Origin of the sequence: Nitrosopumilus piranensis, from assembly GCF_000875775.1 — an archaeon.
Lineage (GTDB): Archaea > Thermoproteota > Nitrososphaeria > Nitrososphaerales > Nitrosopumilaceae > Nitrosopumilus > Nitrosopumilus piranensis.
The window spans coordinates 1,201,499-1,222,583 of sequence record NZ_CP010868.1; the positions used below are offsets into that span (position 1 = coordinate 1,201,499).

Sequence of the window (21,085 nt, forward strand, 5' to 3'; positions counted from 1 at the left end):
GTAAAAAAGAATTAAAGAGATTACTTTAGGCGTTTGTAAATCTCTTTGAATTCAAGTGAAATGTTGTATGACATGTTAAGAAGATGTGCAAGTTGATTCATAGATGTTTTGTCATGACCTAGTTGTCTCAAAATAGTTAATGCCTTTTGTGGAGAACTTGACAATAACGGGTTTTGCCCCGACCAAGTCTTAAATGCCTCCTCCACATCCAAACTGAAATTTAAAACAAATTCTTTCCAGTTTGGCATTTTTTTTAGTGCTTTTTCTGTTAACAAAACTTGAGATAGTTCTCGAAATTCATTTTTTCTGTCTACATACAACATGTCTAATGCTTGCTGAATTTTTTCTTCCCTATATTCAGGGGTGTTTAACATATACATTCCAGATTTACTCATAACATCATTATTCATGTTATTAGTGATAAACAGTATAGTTGATTCTCTGAAAATTTGTTAGCGTTTTTTAATTAAATTAAACAAATATGAGGAATTGAAAAAGAAAAGAGTGGATCTTATTGGAATGGGTCAATAAATGGACAGTTAACTATATGGTCACTATCCATTGGACGTGCAATACCAATATCGATCAAGCCAGCCTCTTTGTATGCATTCAAATCATCAATGGTTTCTAGCAATTGAGCATTTTCTGGATTTGTCCAGTCAGTCATGAAAATTCTCCACATGGGGGAATAGTTTGCATCACCAGGAGCTCCAGCAGCAATTCCTGCTTGAAATCCCAATGGGCCAGAACCAGTCAATCCATTTTTGAATTGAAATAGATCAACTGCAGCTGAATTTGCAATCAAACTTGCAGATGTTGGTGAACTTACAACACCCATCATTCCAGCAGGGCCACTTGGAGTAGCATCTGTTACAATGTAATAGATTGTTCTACCATCAGGACCCCATCCACGATGAGCTATGAAAGTTACAGTCATCTCTTCTGTATCGATATCAAGAACTTGTCCACCACCATAGGGTGTTTCATCAGTCAAAGTTTTGTCTTCTTTGACCATCATTTGACCATCAGGCCAAACAATTTGTGGCATGTTCAAAACCACATCAACAGTAGTTAATGTGACTTCACCATTGTCTGCAGCTTCCATCACCATTGCATCAGAATTCAAAACTCTTGGTGTAACACCTTCATTCCATGTTACATGTACATGTGAAGTTAATGCACTATACACATCTGGTTGTGCAGGAGTACTAGTAAAAACTTCTCCTTGGAAACCATGTACACCATTACCTTCTATTCCATTTGTAAACATGTAGGTTTTTGAAAGTGCCTTATCAGGAGCATTCTTTAACAATGGAGCAAGCTCTACTTTCCAACCTTGATTTTTTGTTATCAAGTCTGCATGAGTTGGATCACTTGAATCTGTGATGATGTAATAAACATCTCCACCATCATAGAATCCTTGATGCATAGGAATAGTTGCAGGAACATTTGCTCTTGACAATCTAAGTACAGATCCCAAATCAGCCTCTGTTATCTTTTCCATCATAGTTTCTTTTTCCATCATGGTTTTTTCCTTCATTTTTTCAGAAGGTTCAGAAACTGGAGCTACAGGCTTGGATTTTCCTTGTTCTGCCATCCATGCGGCTTTTCCACCAGAAATTTCAGAACATAGTTGCAATCCACAAACATTTGTGCTAGAACCATATTTTGAAGAACTAACACCTTTGCTTTTTAGGGCTTCAGCATCTGTGAAAGAACCGGTGGTAATTCCAACTGTAAACAAAGGGAGTATTGCAAGTAATGCAATGTATCTTAGACTCTTGTTCATTAAGGAGAAAAACCCAATTTTCTTTAAAAGAATTTATCCAAATCAGCACTTATTCTGAAAGTTCTGAGAATCTATTTTCCACATAATCCCAATTTACAACATTCCACCATTCTTTAACATAGTCAGATCTTTTGTTTTGATATTTCAGATAGTAAGCATGCTCCCATAAATCTAATCCCAGTAAAGGTATTTTTTGCAAAGTCCAAGGACTCGTTTGGTTTTCAGTGGAAATTATTTCTATTTTATTATATGTAGAATTAAAAACTAGCCAACACCAACCACTGCCCTGAATTTCAATAGCAGTATTTGAAAAAATTTTTTTGAAATTATCAAAGCTGTCATAGTAAACATCTATTGCGTCTTCCATCTTTCCTCCGGGCGAACCATCACCATTTGGAGTCATTGTTTCCCAAAACAATCTATGATTTTCAAAGCCACCTCCAAAAAAGTTAATTTTATTTCTTCCAGATTCAGGAATCAGGTTTAGATCAGATAGAACAGATGTTATGTATTGGGGATGAGATGCACTACCAATTTCTTCTAGAGAGATATTCAAGCCATCAACATATGATTGATGATGTTTCTGATGATGAATCTTCATCGTTTGAGCGTCAATGTATGGTTCTAATTCATCATAATCATAAGGTAAGCGTGGCAGTTCATATCTAACCATAAAAGAAATTAGAAATATCCACATATAATCTTCAAGAAAAAATCAGGTTTTTATTTAAAATTAAATTCTAAAATATATTGGTTCATCCAGTAATTACACAAATTTTTTCAAAAGAGAAGAATGCAGAAATATTTTTTTCATGGATTTCTAAGAAAATAAACAATGCTAATGCATTACAAGAATTCTTTGAATGGCATTTACAAGTAATCTCAGAAGTAGTAAAAGAAATCGAAAATACAAAAAAAGTAAATTTTGAAGATAAACCAGAGTCTGAGGTATGGGCAAAGAATTTTTTAGAAAATTATGATGAAAAAATTAGAAACATGAGAAAGAAAAGCAACCAAATATTTGAGAGGTTTCATGAATTAAAAAAAGAGTTCAATAATACAATTCCAAAAGAACACGAATATTATAAAAAATCAAATGAGATAATGCAAGTATTTCTCAATAATCAAGAATTGTTAGTTGGAAAAATCATTTTTTCATACAGAGAAACATGGTTTTTAGCAAATCAAATTATCGATTCAAATTTTAAATTAGGTTCAATCAAAAACTATCAAAATTGGGTTGAAGCAAACTTTTCAAATTTAAAAAAAGTTAAACAAGCACTAGAATACATTGAAAACGAAATTTCAAAGTAGAAAAGATGATAAGAGTTGAAAGAAGTAAAAAAATATGAGAAAGTTAGGAACAATTGATTTAGAAATTTTGCATTTAGCAGTTAAAGAAAATGGTACTTTTAATGAAACAAACCTTGAAAATTCAGAATTAAAACGACTAGGGGTAGGAAAAATTTTGGATTCGTTAGGAACTTTGAAGGATAGAAAATTTCTTTCATTAAATAGTGATGGGTCATTTTCAATAACACCGGTTGCAAAAGAGATTCTATGGACTGAAAACATACCAGTTTGGGCTAGAATATTACGTCTTCTCCAAATTAAATCATGCAACATGGACCAAATTATTGACATTCTAAGATTACCTGAAGATAAAATTTTAGAAGAAATTGAAAAGTTAAGGCAAAATCAATTGGTGTTAATGTCTCCACAAAGACAAGATGATAAAATTGTCAAGGTGTATGAAATATTACCTGAAGGAATTGAACAAATTGATAAAACAGAAAAAGATGGTTTTGATAAAATAAAGTTTGGACAAATAGAGCCTGAATTTGAGATTCTAAGTTTAATTGACGAAGTCACAAAGGAGATTCAGGATTCACAAATAGAACCATACAAGAAAACCAGAATTGTGGAAAAATTATCGACCCTAAAAAAGAAATTAGACATTTAGTTATTTTGAACGTATTTTATCTTGTATCTGTGCCAAAATGAGCTCGGCCTTGTCTTTATTTTCAAAGTTTTCAACACTTTCATCCATAATTTCATCAATTTCATAACTTTTGTCAACTAGAACATTTGCAACATGATCATCCAAAGTACCATTTCCAATCAGATAATATGCAAACACTGTATTTTTTTGACCAATTCTATGCAGTCTATCCTCAGCTTGTCTATGTATTGCAGGACTCCAGTCAAGCTCTGCAAAAATAACGTATTTTGCCCTAGTCAAATTTATACCAACATTTCCCGCACGAATTCCTGCAATCATTAGTTTTGATTCGCCTTTTTGGAATTTATCTATCTGATCTTGTCGTACAGAATCTGACTGTCCACCAATGATAGACACTGGTGAAAACTCCTGGAGGCTCTCATGTAGTAATTTATGAATTACTTTATGATGACAGAATACAACAACACTTTCTTCAATCTCCATAATATTTTTTACAAAATTAATAACATGTGGGAGTTTGGCTAATCCTGCAATCTGTCTTTCACTTTGTATTGCACGATGATATGAAGCAGATTTTGAGAATTCAGATTCTGCATCCTTTTGTTCGTCTTCTAGCTTTTTCCAAATCTTATCTAATTCCTCAAGATAATAATCAGTATCTGCAGCAATAACTTCCTTATAGCGAACCTTATCTTTTAGTTCCTTTAGTACGTCAGATTTTTTTCTTCTAAGCATAACATGTTTTTGTAGTTCATTTCTTAGCGATGCACGCTTATTTTCTAAAACTATTGCTTTGCCTTTTTCATTAACATAACAAAAGTATTCACAAAATTCTTTAAAACTTCCAAGAAGTCCAGGTTTTAAAATGTCAATAATGGGCCATATTTCAGAACCACGATTGTAAATAGGAGTTCCGGAAAGACCAATTCTGTATGATACGGACGACAAAGCTGCTAGTTTTTTTATTGATTTGTATTTCTGGGTTGTTTTAGATCTCAAGTTATGTACTTCATCACAAACAACAGTTTTGATTCCAATTTTTGCTAAATCATCATATCGCTTGAAAAGCAATTCATAATTAATTACATAAATATCAGTTTTAGGAAGTTCTTTTCGTTTTCCAGTACGAATCAAAGTAACACTAGGAGAATCAGATTCTAATATTCGTCCATTTCTACTTTTTTTCTTGAGGAATTTTTCAATCTCTCTTTCCCAATTGTTTAATGTAACTAATGGTGCAACAACTAAAACAGGAAATGTTTGTTTTTCTGTAGCAACATAAGACAGAGTCTGCACCGTTTTACCAAGGCCCATTTCATCAGCTAAAAGTGCATTACCAGAAGATTTTATTAAAAAGTCTAATCCCTCTTTTTGAAAATTGAGTAATTTTCCTCTAAATTGGTCACCAGCTTTTGCTCTCTTTAACTTATGCTTAATTGGCGGTAAAGTCGGTTTGGGAGCATAAGTTTTTACAATTTTTCTCTGCCAAGTGGTTTTCGATAGAATCTCAAGGGGGTATCTATCAAGGATCAGTTTGATCTGTTTGACGTTTTCAGTACTATCAGGAATTATAACTTCATTGACATTTTCACCATACCATGCCTCAGGCACCAATCTTGAAATCATGCTTACAGCACGCTCACCAGTTATCTTCCAGCACCAGATTTTGGAGTATTTGTCAAGGACATACTCAAGTGTTCCAATGTTTTCCATGGATGTTTCCATAATTTGTCGATAGAATGTTTTTTTGCCTTATGAATCTTCATGTTTTGTTCGATCATTAAAAAGAAAGTCAAAAATCGCAAAGAGTTAAAATATGATAGTGTTTTTACGTATTGGAAAAATCTATTCTTTAGTAGGCTCAAAATTAAAAACAGTTATCTTACAAATTTCATGATCAAATACAAAAATTACTGTATTAAAATTAAGAATTATAGAATTTTAAAATATTTTTTGAACTAGTATATGTTTAAAGTTCATGGAATTTTTAATCAAACATGGAATTCAAACAGGACGAAGAGCCAAATGTTGAAAAACCAATACTGATTGCTGCAATGCAAGACATGGGAAACGTTGGCAGTATTGTAATAAATTTTATCAACGAATCATTAAGAACAAAAACATTTAGAATATCAAAAACTCCTTTTCCAACATATATTGTAGATAGAGGAGGATATATTGATCTTCCCGATGAAAGTTGGGATTACAAATACACAGATGATTTGATTGTTTTTGGAGGAGGTAAAGGCCAACCACAAAATACTAGTGAGTTAAATGCACTTTGTCAAGATGTAATTGATGTGGCAAAAAAATATTCTGCTAAATTCATCTACACACTTGGTGGCTTTCACACAAATAGAATGTTCAATAATAATCCTAGAACATACATCACTACAACATCACAAGAGCTAACAAAACAGATGGAGGGGTTAGGTGTAGACATTACTCCACAAAAATCAATCATCACAGGTTTTAATGGATTAATTTTGGGGTTTGCAAAAAAGAATGGAATTCACGGGATTGGGATGTATGGAGAGTTAAATGAGCCCGAAATACCGCAATATCGAGCAGCAATCAGCATAATCAAAACTCTTGAAAAATTAACCTATAGAAAATTTGGAGATACAAGTAGACTAGAAGTGATGGCACAAGAAATTGAAAGAAAATTTAAAAATTAATCTCTAATGTGACTTTCCCACTGGATGGGGTTCAGTATTTTCATCATGACAATCACATGAGCAGAGATGAGTCTTGTGATTATTCATACAATCAATGCATTCAAAATGCTTTCGTGTTTCACAAGCAGCACATATCATCTTACTACATGTATTAACCAGATGAATTTGAATTTTTTCTTATTTTTACACCTAATACACTATTCCACTTCTATCAAGCAGATCATTTGTTAAATCAACATAACCTTGTGGATCTAACTCCCTAACAAATCCACCATCAATATTGATAAGATATATGGAATGTAAATGGGCATTCAAAATATCATCATATTCTATAGGAGGATTTTTGTAATATCGATCACACAAGTCTTTTACTTTTTTTACATCATCTTTTTTTCGTGCATTAGGAGGCAACAAGAAAATTTTTGGGATGGGTAAAATTCCAGTTGCAGGACTAGCTAATGAAAATTTGGAGCAGTGTTGGCTATATCTGGCAATCTTACTCATTATTCTTGCAGTAAAATAATCTATGGTATCCATGGCATGCTCTGGCGGAGTGAATCCCGTTTCAATTTCAATAATGGTGTTGCCCCCTCCTTTTTTTGCAAAAATATCACAAACTAAAATTTCTGAAATATCTTTTTCAACATCTACAGCATAACCGCGTGAAATTAAATTACTTGCACATATTAGCTCCAAAATAGAATGGTTGATTTTTACTAGATTTTTTTGATACATATCAATTAATTGTTGTCGCACATAATTTAATTTCGAAGTGTCCTTTTCTTGTAGATTTACAGACAGCTTCTTTGTCATATCATACACATCATTACGAAATTTTTCTAAGTCCATAATTCAAGATTAGATGAATTTAGGGGTTTAAGAATAGTCTGAAATTACAAAGTTCGATATTAAGCACAAAAATGGTCAAGATTAATCAAATAAAATTTAAAATTAGCGAATTTTTATTCATACTTTGTCTTAACAACAAAAAATAACACAGAATCAAGTGTACAAAAAAGCAGGAATAGTAGGGATATTTTCATTTTTGATGCTATTTTCATTTATCCAGACATCTGAGGCGGAATTATGGGAGTTAGTCATAGACCTCAACATGGAGAAAAGTGCAATAGTTTCAGGAGAAACAGTAGTTATCACAGGTAAGGTAGTAGACCATGCATATAATCCCATTCAAGGAGCAGAGGTACTAATCAGAACAGGTTCAGATACCACAAAAGCATTCACTGACCCAGAGGGAGTGTTTAGAGGGGAATTCAAGGATTTTGACAAAATTCCAGGAACCTATACAATTAATGTAATTGCAACATGGAATGGAATGACAGGACTCAAAACAACACAATTCCAAGTAAAGGGGGACATTTCACCTGTTTCAGCATTACAAGAAAAATTAAACACAGAGGAGGCAAGAAGATATCTTGGTTCAAATGAAAGTGATTTTGAAAAAGATCCAATTGGGCAAACCCTCTTCAAATATTATCATGGATTATTACAAGAATTACTTTTAGAACAAAAAGATGAAAGAGAGTCAATTGAAGAAGACTTGTACTTAGAAGAACAAAGAATCATAGCAGATGAACTAAAAGTTCAAGCAATTGAAGAATATAATCCAGGTTATGGAGTGTTTGAAGGGTTAAACTATGAAGACTATGTAAATAACTTGAATCCTGAAATTCAAGACATCGTTAGTAGCCAATTAAACTTTACAAAGAATATTTTTGAAGAAGCACAAATAGTAAAAGCCCAAATTTTAGCAGATGGTGGAACATATGAAGAAGCACAGAAGGCATATCTTGAAATGTTATCAATTCCAAAAGAGAAATTAGACGAATTTATTGATGAAAAACTAAGAGAATTAGAAAATTCTGAAGAATCATCAGAAGAGAATTATGAAGAAAAGAACGATTGATAAATTCTACGTGCGCCTTATATTCAAAATTCACTGAGATTATTTATGAAAATAGATATTCCAATACCATGCCCAACTTGTGGTGGAAAAATGTATTCAGTTAGTTATGAATCATCAATTTCTCTTTTAAAGAAAAGAAGTTGGCAAGTATGCAAAGAATGTGACTTTGAAAGAAATTCTGAAGAATTTAAAAAATCAATTTGCTGTGCATAGCAGCACAAATATTTTTTCTAAACAATTTTTAATCATATGCAAATACAATCTATGAATTGAAAGTATTTCACAAACCCACATGCATTACATGCAAAAAAACCATATCAGAAATAGAAAGAATGCGTGTAGATATTGAAAAGAGGGATTTTTTTAAAGATCCATTCTCTGAGGCAGAATTAAAAAAGATAGTAAAAATGACGGGGAAAAAGCCATCAGAACTCTTAAGAAAACGAGATAAAATGTTCAAAGAATTAAATTTGGAAAATAATAAAAAAACAGATGCTCAAATAATCAAATTGATGGTCAAGTATCCAGGACTAATTTTAAGGCCAATCATAATATCAAAAAATAAAGCATACATAGGAAAAGTCGATCCGGCTAAAATAAAATAATTTTAAGGGTTTTCTTTTTTGAATATTCTTATTGCCTCTAAATGAGAGCAATTTGCTTTTAGTCCCTTTCCATGATGAAATTTGTAAAAATTTTTGAATCCAGGGCACTCACAGGTATCAGAAGTTACAAAATAAGATTTATCAGGATCAGAGGAAGATTTTATTTGAAATAAATCATCATCAATTTTCGATACGCCACCACTCTCAACTAATTTTTTGGCTTTTCGAATTGTGTTAGCACTCATCATAATATGAAAGACATTATCATTTTTTATTCTTTAATTTTTTTAGTATGTTTGCCCATTCTTTGTCTTGAGCCATTGCATTTTGATAAAGAAGTTCAAATGTCCATGCAATAATTTCATTCCAAATTGCTTTTAGAGATTCATCATCAGTCCATAAAACACTGGTTTTAACTGCAGTCATTGCAATAATGTTATTTGCGTTTTTTGATGGATTTTTATTCCATTTTTTTATTACCCTGTCACAAAATTCTAAAATTTCAGATTTGGTCAATACCAATTCATCAGGATCAAAGAAATTTTTACCATTCTTTACCATAGATTACCAATCACATAACAGATTATAATTTTTTAGAGTAATATTTTCATAAAATCTTAAATAATGTTAACACCATAGTACAATGACGAGAGGCCTGCTTTTCTGCCCAGAATATATGCCTAGAGTTCGTTTCACTCTCGTCAAATTGTACAAGTTAATTTTCAAATGATTATAAACTAATTTTCATATCCGTGATTATTGAGTATGAAAAGATATGTTGCCACACGTTTGGCAACAATGTTTGGGGTTCTAATGATTACATTGCTAATTACAATTGCATTAGTTGGCTCAAATATGGACACCATTCTCAAACAAGGAATAGTGTTTCAGGTAAGATCAGAGATAACTGAAAATCCAGCAATTGTTGAAAGTTTTTCATCTGTTGATGAGTTTGAGGAGTTTATACAAAATCAAATTGATCAAAGAACCAAAGTTTTAGGATTAGATGAACCATGGTATTCACCACAAAGAATAGGATTTACAATGTACAAAATTTTGCTTTTAGATTTTGGTCATGCCACATTTCTTACTAGTGATGTAGGGTCATCAGATGTAAAAGATATCATATTTGAGAAACTTCCAAGAACGATTCTTCTATTTACGACAGCCACCATAATAATTTCAATAATTGGGATTTTCTTAGGATCATTATCTGCAAGTAAAGTGGGTTCAATTATAGACAGAATTACATCTAGTTTTGCAATTATTAGTTCTAGTTTTCCGGTATGGTGGATAGGAATGCTAATGATATTTCTATTTGCATTCACATATCAAATATTTCCAGCAAGAGCAACACCAGACATTCCTACAACAGATCCAGAATACATTGGTTCGTTGTTATACCACATGGCATTGCCACTAATTACAATTGTAATGATTGGATTTGGATCATGGGCATATTTGGTAAGAAATTTCATGGTAGGAATTATGCAAGAAGATTTTATCATGGCAAAAAGGACAATTGGAATAAAACAAAAAAAGATAATATACATACACGCACTAAAAAATGCAGCACCCCCCATTGTTACAATTTTAGCTCTTAGTCTATCAGGTTCTCTAGGAGGGGCAATAATTACAGAAGCAGTATTTGATTGGCCCGGAATGGGCAGATTATATTTTGAGGCAATAACAGTTATGGACTTGCCTGTAATAATCGGAGCCACATACATCCTAACAGTATTTTTTCTAGTCAGTATATTTATTGCAGATTTACTGTATGGGTACTTTGATCCGAGGGTGAGAACTGGTCAATGAGTAGCATAACCCCCCAAGAAATAAAGCAAGAATTTCTAAAAAGCAAAATAGGAATTGCAGGAATTGCCATTCTCAGTATTCTTATTGCAATATCAATTATTGCCATAATTGCCATTCCAGTTGAGACATTTCAAGAATGGAACAATCCTGGAAACTGGATCCTGTATCCCAAAGTCGCAATTCCTATTTGGGTAAATATTTTCATGACTGAAAAAATTCCTGAACATAAAATTCTTGAAAACCCAACCATCCAAACTAATTCTGAAGGTGAAATTAATTTATCATCACATAAATTTGGAATTGATTTTGACTATGAGTTTTTTCCAAATGACTTTATCTATGTTTTTTCATCAGAATATTCTGAATCAGTGTTATTACAAATGTCAGTTATTAGACCTGACGGAATAAAATTAGAACTGATATCAACATCATTGCCACATTCTAATTCAAAAACAATTCATACAGAAAGGATCTTTTCAACAGATGAAGCAATAAAGAAAAATTTGTTTTTGCAATCAGAAATATTTGATTTTAGTTTAGAAAGATTATCAGCTGAAGACATTGTATTTTCAAAAACTAAAACAAACGAACCACTCAAAGGAAAATATATTTTTTCAATCGATACATATTCTATTAATTCAGAGATTAAGACTCATGAATCCAAATTGATTATTGGTGGCAAAGCATTTGGAATGATGGGAACAGATGAATTAAGACGTGATCTTGCCATAGGATTGCTATGGGGAACCCCACTGGCATTATTCATAGGATTAGTTGTATCTATTGCGTCAGTAATTATGGGATTATTGTATGGAGTTTATGCAGGATTCAAGGGCAAAAAAACAGATGAAGTGATGATGCGCTTTAATGATGTCATATACGCATTGCCAGCACTACCATTTCTCATTATTTTATCAGTTACAATTAGCAACAGCATATTTGTTCTAGTAGGATTTTTGATGATTTTTGGATGGGTAGGCATTGCAAAAGTTGCCAGAAGCATGTCATTACAAATCAAAACTAGAGGATATGTAGATGCTGCAAATATGATGGGACAAAAAAATTCCAAAATTGTACTCAAACATATCTTGCCTCAATTACTGCCCTATGCATTTGCAAGTATTGCAATATCAGTACCTGCAGCAATTACTACAGAGGCCGGTTTGAGTTTCTTGGGGTTAGGCGATCCATCATTTCCAACATGGGGGCATATTCTTCACGATGCAAATACATTTGGCGCTGCAGCAAGAGGATTGTGGTGGTGGATAATGCCGCCAGGAGTAATGATTGCAATTGCAGGTCTGGCATTTGTGTTTATAGGAAACGCATTAGATGCTATTGTCAATCCAAAACTAAAAAGATGATTAAAAATAATTTCTAATTGTATCTACTGCAGATTCATTAAGTTTGATTGTATAAGTTTTAGAATTTGGATCAGTCTCTTTTGTTTGAGCTAAAATTTCAGTAAATTTTGTTTTTTCTTCCTCAGTGGCTCCAGCTTCATGAGTACAAAGATTGAAAGCTTTGAGATTAAGATTATTCTTTAGCAAATATGCTATGAATTTCTTATACTCTTCAGGATTTGTCCAATCTTTGTTTTTTTCTCCACACGCAATGATCCAGACATCCACAGAATTATGAAAAATTACTTTTTGACGAATTTCATCAAGAGACATTTTTTCTAAAAGTCAGCACGTTGCATCTTAGAACCACATCTTGGACAAGACCCACCTTTGTGTTTGTTGTTACATACAAGACATACATAACGAACACCGCCAGAACCACCTTGTGAACCCATTCCAAAGAATCCACCACCAGTTCCAGAATCACTGCCACCATAACCTCTCATACGGTTCATGTAGCGTCGTCTCAAAATTAGCGGAAATGCGATAAATATTGCAAGGGCAGCACCTAAACCATATGGGAAGGGCAAGACCATCTGCAAACCAATGCTGATTGCAAGGGATGCAAATAAGAATATCAAATAAGTTTTGTAATTAAACAATTCATTAAAAGTACCTTCAAAAAGGTTATAAAGTTTTGTTAATTTTTTTAAAATTTAACTAGAGTTTTAAGAATAATTATTTTATTGAAATTGGAATGGCATTACCACTGCTATCCCATGCAAAAACAGAATCATCAGAATAGGGGGATTTCACGATGATTGAAACAAGCCCAAAGAAATTATGAAGATCAGTTACCGAGGGTTCAGCAGAACCGCTAGGATGAGAATGAACAATTCCAACATAACTCATATCAAATGGTAAGAATGAATGAGGAAACCCTGCAAATGTAGGCCCAGTGTAATTGAAAGGGGGAATTACAAGTCCATCAATCTTTATTTCGCCATTTTTTGATTTTCCTTTAAGAATCAAAATTCCTTCATTAGGATGTTTCATCTGACAATAAGATAAAATGCTATCAAGAACATCTTTTTCAAGTATCACTTTTCGCTCAAATTTTTTCCTTTTGAATAACACAAGAATGCTAGAGTTTTGAACTAATTTAATTTTAAGACATCAAAACCGTATATTTTGTGTTAGAGAATGAACGCAGTTTTTTCTCTATTTCAGAGACGAGTTGGGGCAGGGTAGAATCAATCTCGTCAATTTCACCTTGAAATGTTTCAGATTTTAGTTCCAAATCATCCTTTAACTCAGAAGTTTTTGCAAGCTCAGTTTCTAATGCAGTTAATTTTTCAGAACGAAGTGAGTTCAGATCATCTTGCATTTTTTTATATTTTTGATAGTACTCAGATACCTTTGAAATAAACCCATCTAATGTTTCTTCAGTTTCAGTAATTTGAGAAAAGGTCTTTTCAGTATCTTTAACAGATATTGAACCTGAAGCAATTCCCTTTCTGACATTTTCTAAAATCAAAATTATTGAATCTCTGTTTTCAGGAATTAGTACATCAAAAGGATCATTTACTAATTGTGTTAGTATATTTTTTTGGTCTTTATCTAAAGATGAAGCGTATTCATATCTTCCAAGAGGTCTAGATATTTTTGTAAATTGGAAATTGATTTCATCTTTGATTCTTGATTTTTGGTTTTCAAATGACTCTAGTAGTTTTTTTGATTCAATGTATTTTTTATAATTATCAGAAGATTTGATTTCTTCAATTGATTTTTGTAATGAGACAATATGTTCTTTAGTAGATTCCAACTCATTGTGAGTATCAATAATTTTTTGAGTTTTTTCTATTTTTTTTGATTTTAATTTATCAATTTGTTTCAAAGTGTTTAAAATTTCTTCAGAAGTCAACTTTGTATTTTCAAAGTTTTGAAGAATGTCATGAATCTCAGAGTGATTCTGGTTCATCACTTCTAAACTATCTTTTAATTGAGCTGCATATTTTTTGGCAAAAATATGGATGATTCTAGTTTGACGACCCAGTACATCACCCACTTTTTTTAGAATTTGATTTAAAGAGACATCTAGTTTTTTTGCATCATCAATAGAAGATATTTCAGGAAGGGGTACCACTCCCTTTTTTATTATGTCAATAACCTGCTTTTTACCTCGAACCACAATGATTGCAAGATGCTTATCAATATCATCAACATTTAGTGTGTCTTTTTCTAGTTTGTCTCCAATTTTGATTAAATCGTCAATTAATGGGGCAGTGCCATTTCTAAGATGTTTTATTTCAGAGATAGTTTGAGATTCTCTTAATTTCGCTAAATCAGCCACAATTTTTTTTACATCAGATAAAGGAATCTCTTTTGTTTGAGTAATATCCTCTACAGGTTTCTCTTCTTGCTTCTTTTTTCCCCATCCAAAGACCATTTGATGATATTTGCTAAAGGGGATTAAAAATGGTTGTACAAAATTTAAAAATCACAAGATTTGAGTCCCACATATGGCAAAAATTCAAAAAAAATCATTTCATACAGGCACGGTAAAAAAAACAATAAAGATCAAGGCATCAAATCATAAAGTTTGGAGGAAAATTAGCAATATTGTTGGGCTTCCCACATGGCTAGTAGATGTAAAAGATACAGTATATCTTTCTAAAAAGAAAAAAGGAGTGGGTGCAATACGATTAATCACTTTTGCTGACGGTAATGAAATAGAAGAGCATGTAGTAGCATGGAAAACTGGAGAATATTTTACATATATTGCCACAGAAGGATTGCCACTTAGAGCATATGTTGCAACAATATCAATCAAACCAAAATCAAAAAATCTTGTGGAGTTAACATGGGAATCATATATCAATAGTAAAAAAATGACAGAAAAACAATTCACAGATTTTCTTGTATTCATGGGTTCATTTTATGAGGCATCATTAGAAAATCTCAAAGCACTGTTAGAAAAATAACACCAGAGTATTTTTAGGTTAAAATGTAAATACTGTAAATCATAAAAAGTACTATGAGCGATATGCGATTTATCCTTATTGGGATAGGTCTTACTTTTGCAGGATTTCTTGTCTTAGGTGTAATGGGATCACAGTACCAGGCTGCAACTTTTGAATCAGACGAATTTGGAACATGTTATGAATATTTTGAAGACAAACCCCCACAAGAGATTAATTGTTCATTTAAGATAATGGACCAAACTGTTTTCTTTGGATTGGTAATCGGATTACTTGGTGCAGGAGTAATTGCCCTAATAAAGGGAGTAAGAGGAGATTGGGACAGTAAAGTAAAACCCGAGGACATAGTAGGTCCAGGTAATACAGAAAACGAGGATTCAGAGAGAAAACAAGATTAAGAAGTTTTTTTAGATTTTATTTTTTCATACTCATTAAACTCATCTTCTTCTAATCTTTGAAAGTATATTTCTTCATATGGCATTTTTATAATTATATAATATCCAAATTTACTTTTAAGCTTAAAGAACAATTTGTACTAGTCTAGGCTCAAGATGACTCTATGATTTGTTTCATATTTTGAACCATTTCTCCAATCTCATCTACTCTTTGATTGAATTGTTTATCTGTTATCTCATCAGGTTTATTCAGAGTAATCATTATTTCAGAATATTCATCATTTGAAATAACTCTCATAGGAACATCCCATACAGATTCTTCATCGATGAATTTATGGTCCAAAATTCCAAGGGATTTATTTTCGTTGAATTTCAGTTTGGATTTTCCATGAGGTCCAGTAAATGACCACCATCCATCTTCATTGATTTTTGCATCAGGCATCATTTTAGGAGGAAGCTGCAAGATTGCATCAAATGTATCGCCAGTCTTTTTCTTTACAGTGATACTAATAGTCCTAGATCTTGACACGATATAAAATCGAATTAATGATTAAAAAGGATATAGTAGTAATGAGACGTATTATATGAAATCTATTTATTCAAAAACTCTTTAATTTTTTTCAAATTTTCAACATTTGATTCATGAAACATCACCATTGATTCTGCAACAGAGTTTGGTAAAACTGTTTTGAGGTTTTTGACTAATTCATCACCACTAGAAATCATATTATCAATGAGTTTATCTATCTCATTTTTTTCGTCGACCATCTAAATCAAGATGGGCCTAATCTTAATTATCTTTTTTTATGAGGGTTGCAGTAGAACGAACTTTGTCTAATTTTTGAATATTCCATGAAACAATTTCCCTGATCTTCTCAAAATTCTCTGCCTGTAATTTTACTAGCATATCATGAGTTCCAATAGTTTCAAAAACATCTGCGACTTGTTCAATCTCTTTGAGTTTTTCGATTATTTCAGTCTCTGCACCCAACTCACAATTTAACATCACATAAGCATCAGTCATGAATCTAACAAATTGTTTTGATTATTTAAAGATGAATAATTTTAGGAGGAGCTTACCATGTAACATGAACCAAGTCCTTGAGATTTCGTCTTGGTTTTGGGAATTTGGTTTGTTGAGGATATCCGATACATAATACGGAGGAAGGAACTAAATCAGTCCCAATTACATCCATCACTTTTTGCTCATCAAACATGCCAATCCAAATTGAACTCAAACCCAAAGCTTGTGCTGCCAATTGGGAGTAGCCTGCAGCCAAAGTAGCATCTTGAATGGCAAATTTCTTTAAAACATATTCAGGAAAATCAAATTTTACTCTAGAGGGGTTTTTGCAAAAAACCAACACGACTGGAGCATCGACATAAGGTTGTTTGTTACATGCCTCAACTAGTTGTTTTTTCTTTTCAGGGCTTTTTACATAAAAAATTTCAAACCCCTGATAGTTACCAGCTGTAGGAGCAGTATCAGCTGCTGCAATAATTTTATCAATTTTTGCAGTCTCAACAGGTTTATCTAAAAACTTTCTTGTTGAACGTCTTTTTGCCATAACAGCAAACAAGTCAGTATCAACGACTTCAGTGGGTCCTGATTTTAAAATGAAATTAATTAATTGATTTCGTACATTTGGATCAGTCTTTTCAGGTGTTACATGTGGCTCATAACCTAAAGGATAAATTTTCTCTTCTTTTACATCAGGGCCCATAAACAATGTAGAGAAAATAAGTATTAAAGAATTTGAAGTTACTCTGCTTCAAATTTGTCACAACCAGAAGTACAGGGTTTATTCATTACACCTTCACATTTGCCTGCAGCATCATGCATGATTCTATGGTGTCCACATATCTTGCATTTTTCTCGAAAATGAGAAATTAATTCAGCAGTAGAAATTTCTGATTTTTGAATCTTTAATTCAATATCTTCAACCATATGGATCATCTTCTAAAGTACTTTAAAAATTGATTCTAATTTCTGGCCAAATGTTACATAGACAAAACATGAAAAAATCATTAGGTAATATAGTTAAGAAAAAAACAGGGGGGATTATTCTTTATAATGGACAATCAAAGAATTATCCATAACAGGCATCACAGCAATAACATTTTCACCTTTTTCAGCTAAAAAGTCATTTACTACATCTTGAAGATACACTCCTTGAGAAAGAGTCTTTGTTTCAAAATAGCGAATCTTATGAATCATTGTAACATGAATATTATTTTCAATGCTATTATACTTTGAAAAACATACCAAAAAAATCTTAGGTAAAATCAGACAAATTAAAATTAATTTTACTTATTTTGCTTTCTTTGAAATTGGAATTTCAATTGTTGAAACATCTCTTTTTCGTCCATCTTGAGATTCAAGAGATTCAGAATTAATTTTAACACATCCGACTTCAAACACATTTGTTTTTTTCAAAAGGACTTGAGTGACATCAACTGCCAAGCCAATACTCATTCCTCTAGCTTTAATGGTAATAGAGTCAAGTGATGCTAATTGAATTATTGCAGAAGTAACGTATGACATTAGAGGTTTCTTTCCAATGAAAATCGTGTCAGTAGTATTATCTAACATGTAAAATGGCAATTTTTACCTCATTTAAACCGAGTACACACGTGCAGTCACAAATCTTAATTAATAAAAAAATTTGAGAGTTATCTAAAAATAATCAAGTTCAAAGTTAATCAAACGAAACTAATCTAAATCTTCTACTTTCTGTGTTTTGGTAAACATTCTTTGCAATATACTGGTCTGCCTTCTTTTGGTTCAAATGGAACCTCAGAATCTTTTCCGCAGTCAGCACATGTACATTTGTACATTTTTCTGTCTTGTGACATAATTCAAACTACAGTCTTGCCTATAATAACATCCGTATTTGGACAAAAATGTGAAATCATATCAAAAAGTAAATTTTTAGAAATATTAAATCATAAAAATTAACTGATTATTGAATAATTAAGTAGACTGTTTGAAAATATGGTAATTTTACTGATCCATTCAAGAAAAAAGAATCTAACAGCTATAGAATAGAGTAAAAAAAGTGAACGTATCCTGTATTTGAGCAAGTGAAAAACAAAAAGTTCATGGCACAAACAAAAGCCCAACGTAGTGCTGCAGCACAAAAAGCTGCTAGAACTCGTAAAAGAAATGCAAAACTAAAGGCAGAAGCTGCAGCAAAGACTGCAGCCAAGCGAAAGAGATCAACTGCTGCTAAAAAAAGAGCAGCAGCAAGTGCTCCAAAAAGAAAAACTGCTTCTAGAAAGGCCCCTACAAAAAGAAAGGCCCCAAAAAGAGCAATAAAGAGTACAATAAAATCAAAAGGAAAGAAGCGATAAATGACATTCAATCTTATTCTAGAGCGTTTAGCTAGTCATTATCTAGAAAATGAAGATTATAGAAATTAATTCAATTTTTTCTCTTTTTCTTTTTTTAACTTCAACAAAGGATTGAAATTCAATATAATCATATCCCCCAACAAGGAATACTGCAAAATAACGCCGGGAAAGGGATTCGAACCCCTGCACGCTTGCACGTAGCCGTTTTCGAGACGGCCGCCTTACCACTTGGCTATCCCGGCAATTAATCTAAGATTTTCTCCATAATAAAGCAAATCAGAATTAGAGTTTTTTATCAATATCAAACAGTTCACCATTGAATCTTTTTTTGATTTGTTCTTTGGTTTTGTTCCATTCTTCTTCAGTAATTGTATCTGTAAAAATAGAATGAAATTCAGAAAATTCGATATTCATAATTGAGATGATTTCTTGTTTTTCATACTTAGTTAATGGAAAATATGACGTTATCTTTGAGACATACCCATCAGAATATTTGATTTCAAATATCTTGTCTTCCAGATTGGGTGAGAGTATCAGATTGACCACAATAAAATACAATCAGCATCAACAATAAAATCGATTTTATCTAAAATACCGATCAAATAGAAAAGATAAACACAAAATAGCTTAAAATTTCAATTAAAAATATGGGCTTAAATCTAAAAGACTTGGTTGTAAGGGAGAAAACAACTCTTGAAGCATTTTCAAATAAAGTAATTGCAATTGATGCGTACAATGCAATCTATCAGTTTTTAGCAAGCATTAGAGGTCCAGATGGATTACAACTATCAGATGCAGAAGGCAGGATTACAAGTCATCTTAGCGGTCTTCTTTATAGAAATGTGAATTTCCTATCTTTAGGAATAAAACCAGTATACGTATTTGATGGAAAGCCCCCATCCTTAAAAACTGCGGAAATCGAGCGTAGAAAACAAATCAAAATGGATGCCACAATAAAATATGAAAAAGCCATTGCAGATGGAAACCTAGAAGATGCCAGAAAATATGCTCAGCAAACTACCAGTATGAAAGATGGTATGGTAAAAGAATCAAAACAACTTCTAACATATTTTGGCATACCATACATTGAAGCCCCATCAGAAGGAGAAGCAACTGCAGCTCATCTTACAAACACTGGTCAAGCATACGCCTCTGCAAGTCAAGATTTTGATTCAATTTTATGTGGCGCAAAAAGACTTGTTAGGAATTTTACAAATAGCGGAAGAAGGAAAATACCAAACAAAAACACATACATCGACATCGTTCCAGAAATTATTGAAACACAGAAAACACTAGAATCATTAGAATTAACACGAGAAGAACTTATAGATGTAGGAATTTTAATTGGAACTGATTTTAATCCAAACGGTTTTGAACGAATCGGTCCAAAGACAGCACTAAAGATGATCAAACAACATTCAAGATTAGAAGACATACCTCAAATTCAAGAACAGTTACAAGAAATCGATTTTCAACAAATTCGAGAAATATTTTTGAATCCAGAAGTTGCAGAGATAGATGAAATTATTTTTAACGACATAGACTATGAGGGAATAACTAATTATCTTGTAAAGGAACGAAGTTTTTCTGAAGACAGAGTCAACTCTACATTAAACAGATTAAAAAAAGCATTAGAGAAAAAAAGTCAAAACTTAGATCAGTGGTTTTAACTAGATTGTAATTTAATAACTAGTTGTTACAATTTTAAAAAATGCCACAAACGGAAGCAAGAAAAACACTCAAAGATGCACCAGTAATGTGGAGAAGAATCAACTCTATTGGGGCAATATTAGATTGTAATTCCACATATGCTTCAAATCTAGGATATGCCAAATCCGAGATTTTAGGTAAAACAATCTTTGAACATGTACCTAAAGAAGAATGGGAGACTATGAATAATTCCCTCAAAACATGGTTTGAAACAGGCAAAGTGACAGATAGAAAAATTACCTTTAAAAGACAAGATGGAAGTACATTTCCAGGATTATTGCAAGCCACTAGCCTATATGATGAAAACAAGAATCTTCTTGGAAGTAATACAGTTATTTTTGATTTAACTCAAATGACAGATCAAAAAATTAACGAATATCAAAAATTTTTCAAAGATGCAAATGACAGATTAGATGAGATTAAAGAGAAAGAATACAATGAATTTGACAAAGAATCAAAATCAGAATATGACGGACTAAAAGAGATGTTCAAAATGTTATCTACTATGGACTTAAAAAGTCTTTAACA

General features: G+C 32.3%; 33 protein-coding genes and 1 tRNA gene. 13 read left to right on the forward strand and 21 right to left on the reverse strand.

Features of this window, described 5'->3' with window-relative positions; translation table 11 throughout:
- Positions 1 to 20 precede the first annotated feature (20 nt).
- From NPIRD3C_RS07250 to NPIRD3C_RS07260, 3 genes are all read right to left on the reverse strand, one after another.
- A complete protein-coding gene (locus NPIRD3C_RS07250) occupies positions 21 to 395 on the reverse strand; it encodes a hypothetical protein (protein ID WP_148703514.1) in 375 nt (124 codons plus the stop codon).
- A 116-nt stretch (positions 396 to 511) separates the two neighbouring features.
- Entirely contained in the window at positions 512 to 1,789 is a 1,278-nt protein-coding gene (locus NPIRD3C_RS07255; protein WP_148703515.1) for a DUF7482 domain-containing protein, read from the reverse strand.
- 49 nt (positions 1,790 to 1,838) lie between these two features.
- Positions 1,839 to 2,462: a superoxide dismutase gene (locus NPIRD3C_RS07260; protein ID WP_148703516.1), complete on the reverse strand. Its 624-nt coding sequence runs from the start codon at positions 2,460 to 2,462 to the stop codon at positions 1,839 to 1,841.
- A 77-nt stretch (positions 2,463 to 2,539) separates the two neighbouring features.
- Here NPIRD3C_RS07260 and NPIRD3C_RS07265 point away from each other — a divergent pair, with 77 nt between their 5' ends.
- Both NPIRD3C_RS07265 and NPIRD3C_RS07270 read left to right on the forward strand, forming a co-directional pair.
- On the forward strand, positions 2,540 to 3,103 hold the full coding sequence (locus tag NPIRD3C_RS07265; protein ID WP_148703517.1) for a hypothetical protein: 564 nt from the start codon (positions 2,540 to 2,542) through the stop codon (positions 3,101 to 3,103).
- 34 nt (positions 3,104 to 3,137) lie between these two features.
- A complete protein-coding gene (locus NPIRD3C_RS07270; protein ID WP_148703518.1) occupies positions 3,138 to 3,752 on the forward strand; it encodes a hypothetical protein in 615 nt (204 codons plus the stop codon).
- Here the strand turns inward: NPIRD3C_RS07270 and NPIRD3C_RS07275 are convergent, their stop codons facing one another.
- On the reverse strand, positions 3,753 to 5,477 hold the full coding sequence (locus NPIRD3C_RS07275) for a DEAD/DEAH box helicase (RefSeq protein ID WP_148703519.1): 1,725 nt from the start codon (positions 5,475 to 5,477) through the stop codon (positions 3,753 to 3,755).
- Between the two features lie 272 nt (positions 5,478 to 5,749).
- Between NPIRD3C_RS07275 and NPIRD3C_RS07280 the strand changes: the two genes are divergently transcribed.
- Complete coding sequence (locus NPIRD3C_RS07280) at positions 5,750 to 6,430, forward strand: PAC2 family protein (RefSeq protein WP_148703520.1); 681 nt, start codon at positions 5,750 to 5,752, stop codon at positions 6,428 to 6,430.
- 189 nt (positions 6,431 to 6,619) lie between these two features.
- On the opposite strand, the gene NPIRD3C_RS07285 is transcribed toward NPIRD3C_RS07280, so the two are convergent.
- Positions 6,620 to 7,279: a hypothetical protein gene (locus tag NPIRD3C_RS07285; protein WP_148703521.1), complete on the reverse strand. Its 660-nt coding sequence runs from the start codon at positions 7,277 to 7,279 to the stop codon at positions 6,620 to 6,622.
- A 157-nt stretch (positions 7,280 to 7,436) separates the two neighbouring features.
- Between NPIRD3C_RS07285 and NPIRD3C_RS07290 the strand changes: the two genes are divergently transcribed.
- The 3 genes from NPIRD3C_RS07290 to NPIRD3C_RS07295 are packed head-to-tail and all read left to right on the forward strand — an operon-like array spanning position 7,437 to position 8,959.
- The gene (locus NPIRD3C_RS07290) at positions 7,437 to 8,354 is read left to right on the forward strand and encodes a carboxypeptidase-like regulatory domain-containing protein (protein WP_148703522.1); all 918 of its coding nucleotides are present in this window, start codon (positions 7,437 to 7,439) and stop codon (positions 8,352 to 8,354) included.
- A gap of 45 nt (positions 8,355 to 8,399) precedes the next feature.
- Positions 8,400 to 8,567 carry a hypothetical protein gene (locus tag NPIRD3C_RS10665; protein WP_182126741.1) on the forward strand — a complete coding sequence of 56 codons (168 nt, stop codon included), beginning with the start codon at positions 8,400 to 8,402 and terminating at the stop codon, positions 8,565 to 8,567.
- Between the two features lie 56 nt (positions 8,568 to 8,623).
- The gene (locus NPIRD3C_RS07295) at positions 8,624 to 8,959 is read left to right on the forward strand and encodes an arsenate reductase family protein (protein ID WP_148703523.1); all 336 of its coding nucleotides are present in this window, start codon (positions 8,624 to 8,626) and stop codon (positions 8,957 to 8,959) included.
- A gap of 2 nt (positions 8,960 to 8,961) precedes the next feature.
- Here NPIRD3C_RS07295 and NPIRD3C_RS07300 read toward each other — a convergent pair whose 3' ends face one another.
- Positions 8,962 to 9,204 (reverse strand): hypothetical protein, encoded by a 243-nt coding sequence (locus NPIRD3C_RS07300; protein ID WP_148704167.1) that lies wholly within the window; start codon positions 9,202 to 9,204, stop codon positions 8,962 to 8,964.
- A gap of 19 nt (positions 9,205 to 9,223) precedes the next feature.
- Positions 9,224 to 9,520, reverse strand: coding sequence for a hypothetical protein (locus NPIRD3C_RS07305; RefSeq protein ID WP_148703524.1), 297 nt, complete (start codon positions 9,518 to 9,520; stop codon positions 9,224 to 9,226).
- A gap of 204 nt (positions 9,521 to 9,724) precedes the next feature.
- Here NPIRD3C_RS07305 and NPIRD3C_RS07310 point away from each other — a divergent pair, with 204 nt between their 5' ends.
- Both NPIRD3C_RS07310 and NPIRD3C_RS07315 read left to right on the forward strand, forming a co-directional pair.
- Positions 9,725 to 10,774, forward strand: a complete 1,050-nt coding sequence (locus tag NPIRD3C_RS07310; RefSeq protein ID WP_148704168.1) for an ABC transporter permease — start codon at positions 9,725 to 9,727, stop codon at positions 10,772 to 10,774.
- Entirely contained in the window at positions 10,771 to 12,138 is a 1,368-nt protein-coding gene (locus tag NPIRD3C_RS07315) for an ABC transporter permease (RefSeq protein WP_148703525.1), read from the forward strand. The genes NPIRD3C_RS07310 and NPIRD3C_RS07315 overlap by 4 nt, the downstream gene beginning before the upstream one ends.
- On the opposite strand, the gene NPIRD3C_RS07320 is transcribed toward NPIRD3C_RS07315, so the two are convergent.
- The 4 genes from NPIRD3C_RS07320 to NPIRD3C_RS07335 form a co-directional block, all read right to left on the reverse strand.
- A complete protein-coding gene (locus tag NPIRD3C_RS07320; protein WP_148703526.1) occupies positions 12,139 to 12,450 on the reverse strand; it encodes a hypothetical protein in 312 nt (103 codons plus the stop codon). It abuts the gene before it with no gap.
- A 5-nt stretch (positions 12,451 to 12,455) separates the two neighbouring features.
- Positions 12,456 to 12,713 (reverse strand): hypothetical protein, encoded by a 258-nt coding sequence (locus tag NPIRD3C_RS07325; protein WP_237087637.1) that lies wholly within the window; start codon positions 12,711 to 12,713, stop codon positions 12,456 to 12,458.
- A gap of 142 nt (positions 12,714 to 12,855) precedes the next feature.
- Entirely contained in the window at positions 12,856 to 13,254 is a 399-nt protein-coding gene (locus NPIRD3C_RS07330; protein WP_148703527.1) for a Mov34/MPN/PAD-1 family protein, read from the reverse strand.
- Positions 13,255 to 13,285: 31 nt separating this feature from the next.
- Positions 13,286 to 14,566 (reverse strand): exonuclease SbcC, encoded by a 1,281-nt coding sequence (locus tag NPIRD3C_RS07335; protein WP_148703528.1) that lies wholly within the window; start codon positions 14,564 to 14,566, stop codon positions 13,286 to 13,288.
- 73 nt (positions 14,567 to 14,639) lie between these two features.
- Between NPIRD3C_RS07335 and NPIRD3C_RS07340 the strand changes: the two genes are divergently transcribed.
- Both NPIRD3C_RS07340 and NPIRD3C_RS07345 read left to right on the forward strand, forming a co-directional pair.
- Complete coding sequence (locus tag NPIRD3C_RS07340; protein ID WP_148703529.1) at positions 14,640 to 15,101, forward strand: SRPBCC family protein; 462 nt, start codon at positions 14,640 to 14,642, stop codon at positions 15,099 to 15,101.
- A gap of 62 nt (positions 15,102 to 15,163) precedes the next feature.
- Positions 15,164 to 15,496, forward strand: coding sequence for a hypothetical protein (locus tag NPIRD3C_RS07345; protein ID WP_148704170.1), 333 nt, complete (start codon positions 15,164 to 15,166; stop codon positions 15,494 to 15,496).
- Positions 15,497 to 15,644: 148 nt separating this feature from the next.
- On the opposite strand, the gene NPIRD3C_RS07350 is transcribed toward NPIRD3C_RS07345, so the two are convergent.
- The 8 genes from NPIRD3C_RS07350 to NPIRD3C_RS07375 all read right to left on the reverse strand — a co-directional run bounded on the left by NPIRD3C_RS07350 (position 15,645) and on the right by NPIRD3C_RS07375 (position 18,349).
- Positions 15,645 to 16,022 carry a hypothetical protein gene (locus tag NPIRD3C_RS07350; protein ID WP_182126744.1) on the reverse strand — a complete coding sequence of 126 codons (378 nt, stop codon included), beginning with the start codon at positions 16,020 to 16,022 and terminating at the stop codon, positions 15,645 to 15,647.
- 62 nt (positions 16,023 to 16,084) lie between these two features.
- Positions 16,085 to 16,261, reverse strand: a complete 177-nt coding sequence (locus NPIRD3C_RS10670; protein ID WP_182126745.1) for a hypothetical protein — start codon at positions 16,259 to 16,261, stop codon at positions 16,085 to 16,087.
- Between the two features lie 22 nt (positions 16,262 to 16,283).
- On the reverse strand, positions 16,284 to 16,517 hold the full coding sequence (locus NPIRD3C_RS07355) for an Lrp/AsnC ligand binding domain-containing protein (RefSeq protein ID WP_148703531.1): 234 nt from the start codon (positions 16,515 to 16,517) through the stop codon (positions 16,284 to 16,286).
- 52 nt (positions 16,518 to 16,569) lie between these two features.
- Entirely contained in the window at positions 16,570 to 17,217 is a 648-nt protein-coding gene (locus NPIRD3C_RS07360; protein WP_148703532.1) for a nitroreductase family protein, read from the reverse strand.
- A 38-nt stretch (positions 17,218 to 17,255) separates the two neighbouring features.
- A complete protein-coding gene (locus NPIRD3C_RS07365; protein ID WP_148703533.1) occupies positions 17,256 to 17,441 on the reverse strand; it encodes a hypothetical protein in 186 nt (61 codons plus the stop codon).
- A gap of 114 nt (positions 17,442 to 17,555) precedes the next feature.
- On the reverse strand, positions 17,556 to 17,711 hold the full coding sequence (locus tag NPIRD3C_RS10675) for a hypothetical protein (protein ID WP_192827840.1): 156 nt from the start codon (positions 17,709 to 17,711) through the stop codon (positions 17,556 to 17,558).
- A 93-nt stretch (positions 17,712 to 17,804) separates the two neighbouring features.
- Positions 17,805 to 18,086, reverse strand: coding sequence for an AlbA family DNA/RNA-binding protein (locus NPIRD3C_RS07370; RefSeq protein ID WP_148703534.1), 282 nt, complete (start codon positions 18,084 to 18,086; stop codon positions 17,805 to 17,807).
- Positions 18,087 to 18,220: 134 nt separating this feature from the next.
- Positions 18,221 to 18,349 (reverse strand): CxxC-x17-CxxC domain-containing protein, encoded by a 129-nt coding sequence (locus NPIRD3C_RS07375; protein ID WP_148703535.1) that lies wholly within the window; start codon positions 18,347 to 18,349, stop codon positions 18,221 to 18,223.
- A 246-nt stretch (positions 18,350 to 18,595) separates the two neighbouring features.
- On the opposite strand from NPIRD3C_RS07375, the gene NPIRD3C_RS07380 reads away from it, so the two are divergent.
- A complete protein-coding gene (locus NPIRD3C_RS07380) occupies positions 18,596 to 18,847 on the forward strand; it encodes a histone (protein WP_148703536.1) in 252 nt (83 codons plus the stop codon).
- 160 nt (positions 18,848 to 19,007) lie between these two features.
- Here NPIRD3C_RS07380 and NPIRD3C_RS07385 read toward each other — a convergent pair.
- Both NPIRD3C_RS07385 and NPIRD3C_RS07390 read right to left on the reverse strand, forming a co-directional pair.
- A tRNA-Ser gene (locus NPIRD3C_RS07385) sits at positions 19,008 to 19,089 on the reverse strand.
- 40 nt (positions 19,090 to 19,129) lie between these two features.
- Positions 19,130 to 19,393, reverse strand: a complete 264-nt coding sequence (locus NPIRD3C_RS07390) for a hypothetical protein (protein ID WP_148703537.1) — start codon at positions 19,391 to 19,393, stop codon at positions 19,130 to 19,132.
- A gap of 101 nt (positions 19,394 to 19,494) precedes the next feature.
- Between NPIRD3C_RS07390 and fen the strand changes: the two genes are divergently transcribed.
- A complete protein-coding gene (fen, locus tag NPIRD3C_RS07395; protein WP_148703538.1) occupies positions 19,495 to 20,517 on the forward strand; it encodes a flap endonuclease-1 in 1,023 nt (340 codons plus the stop codon).
- 41 nt (positions 20,518 to 20,558) lie between these two features.
- Positions 20,559 to 21,083, forward strand: a complete 525-nt coding sequence (locus NPIRD3C_RS07400) for a PAS domain-containing protein (protein ID WP_148703539.1) — start codon at positions 20,559 to 20,561, stop codon at positions 21,081 to 21,083.
- Positions 21,084 to 21,085 lie beyond the last annotated feature (2 nt).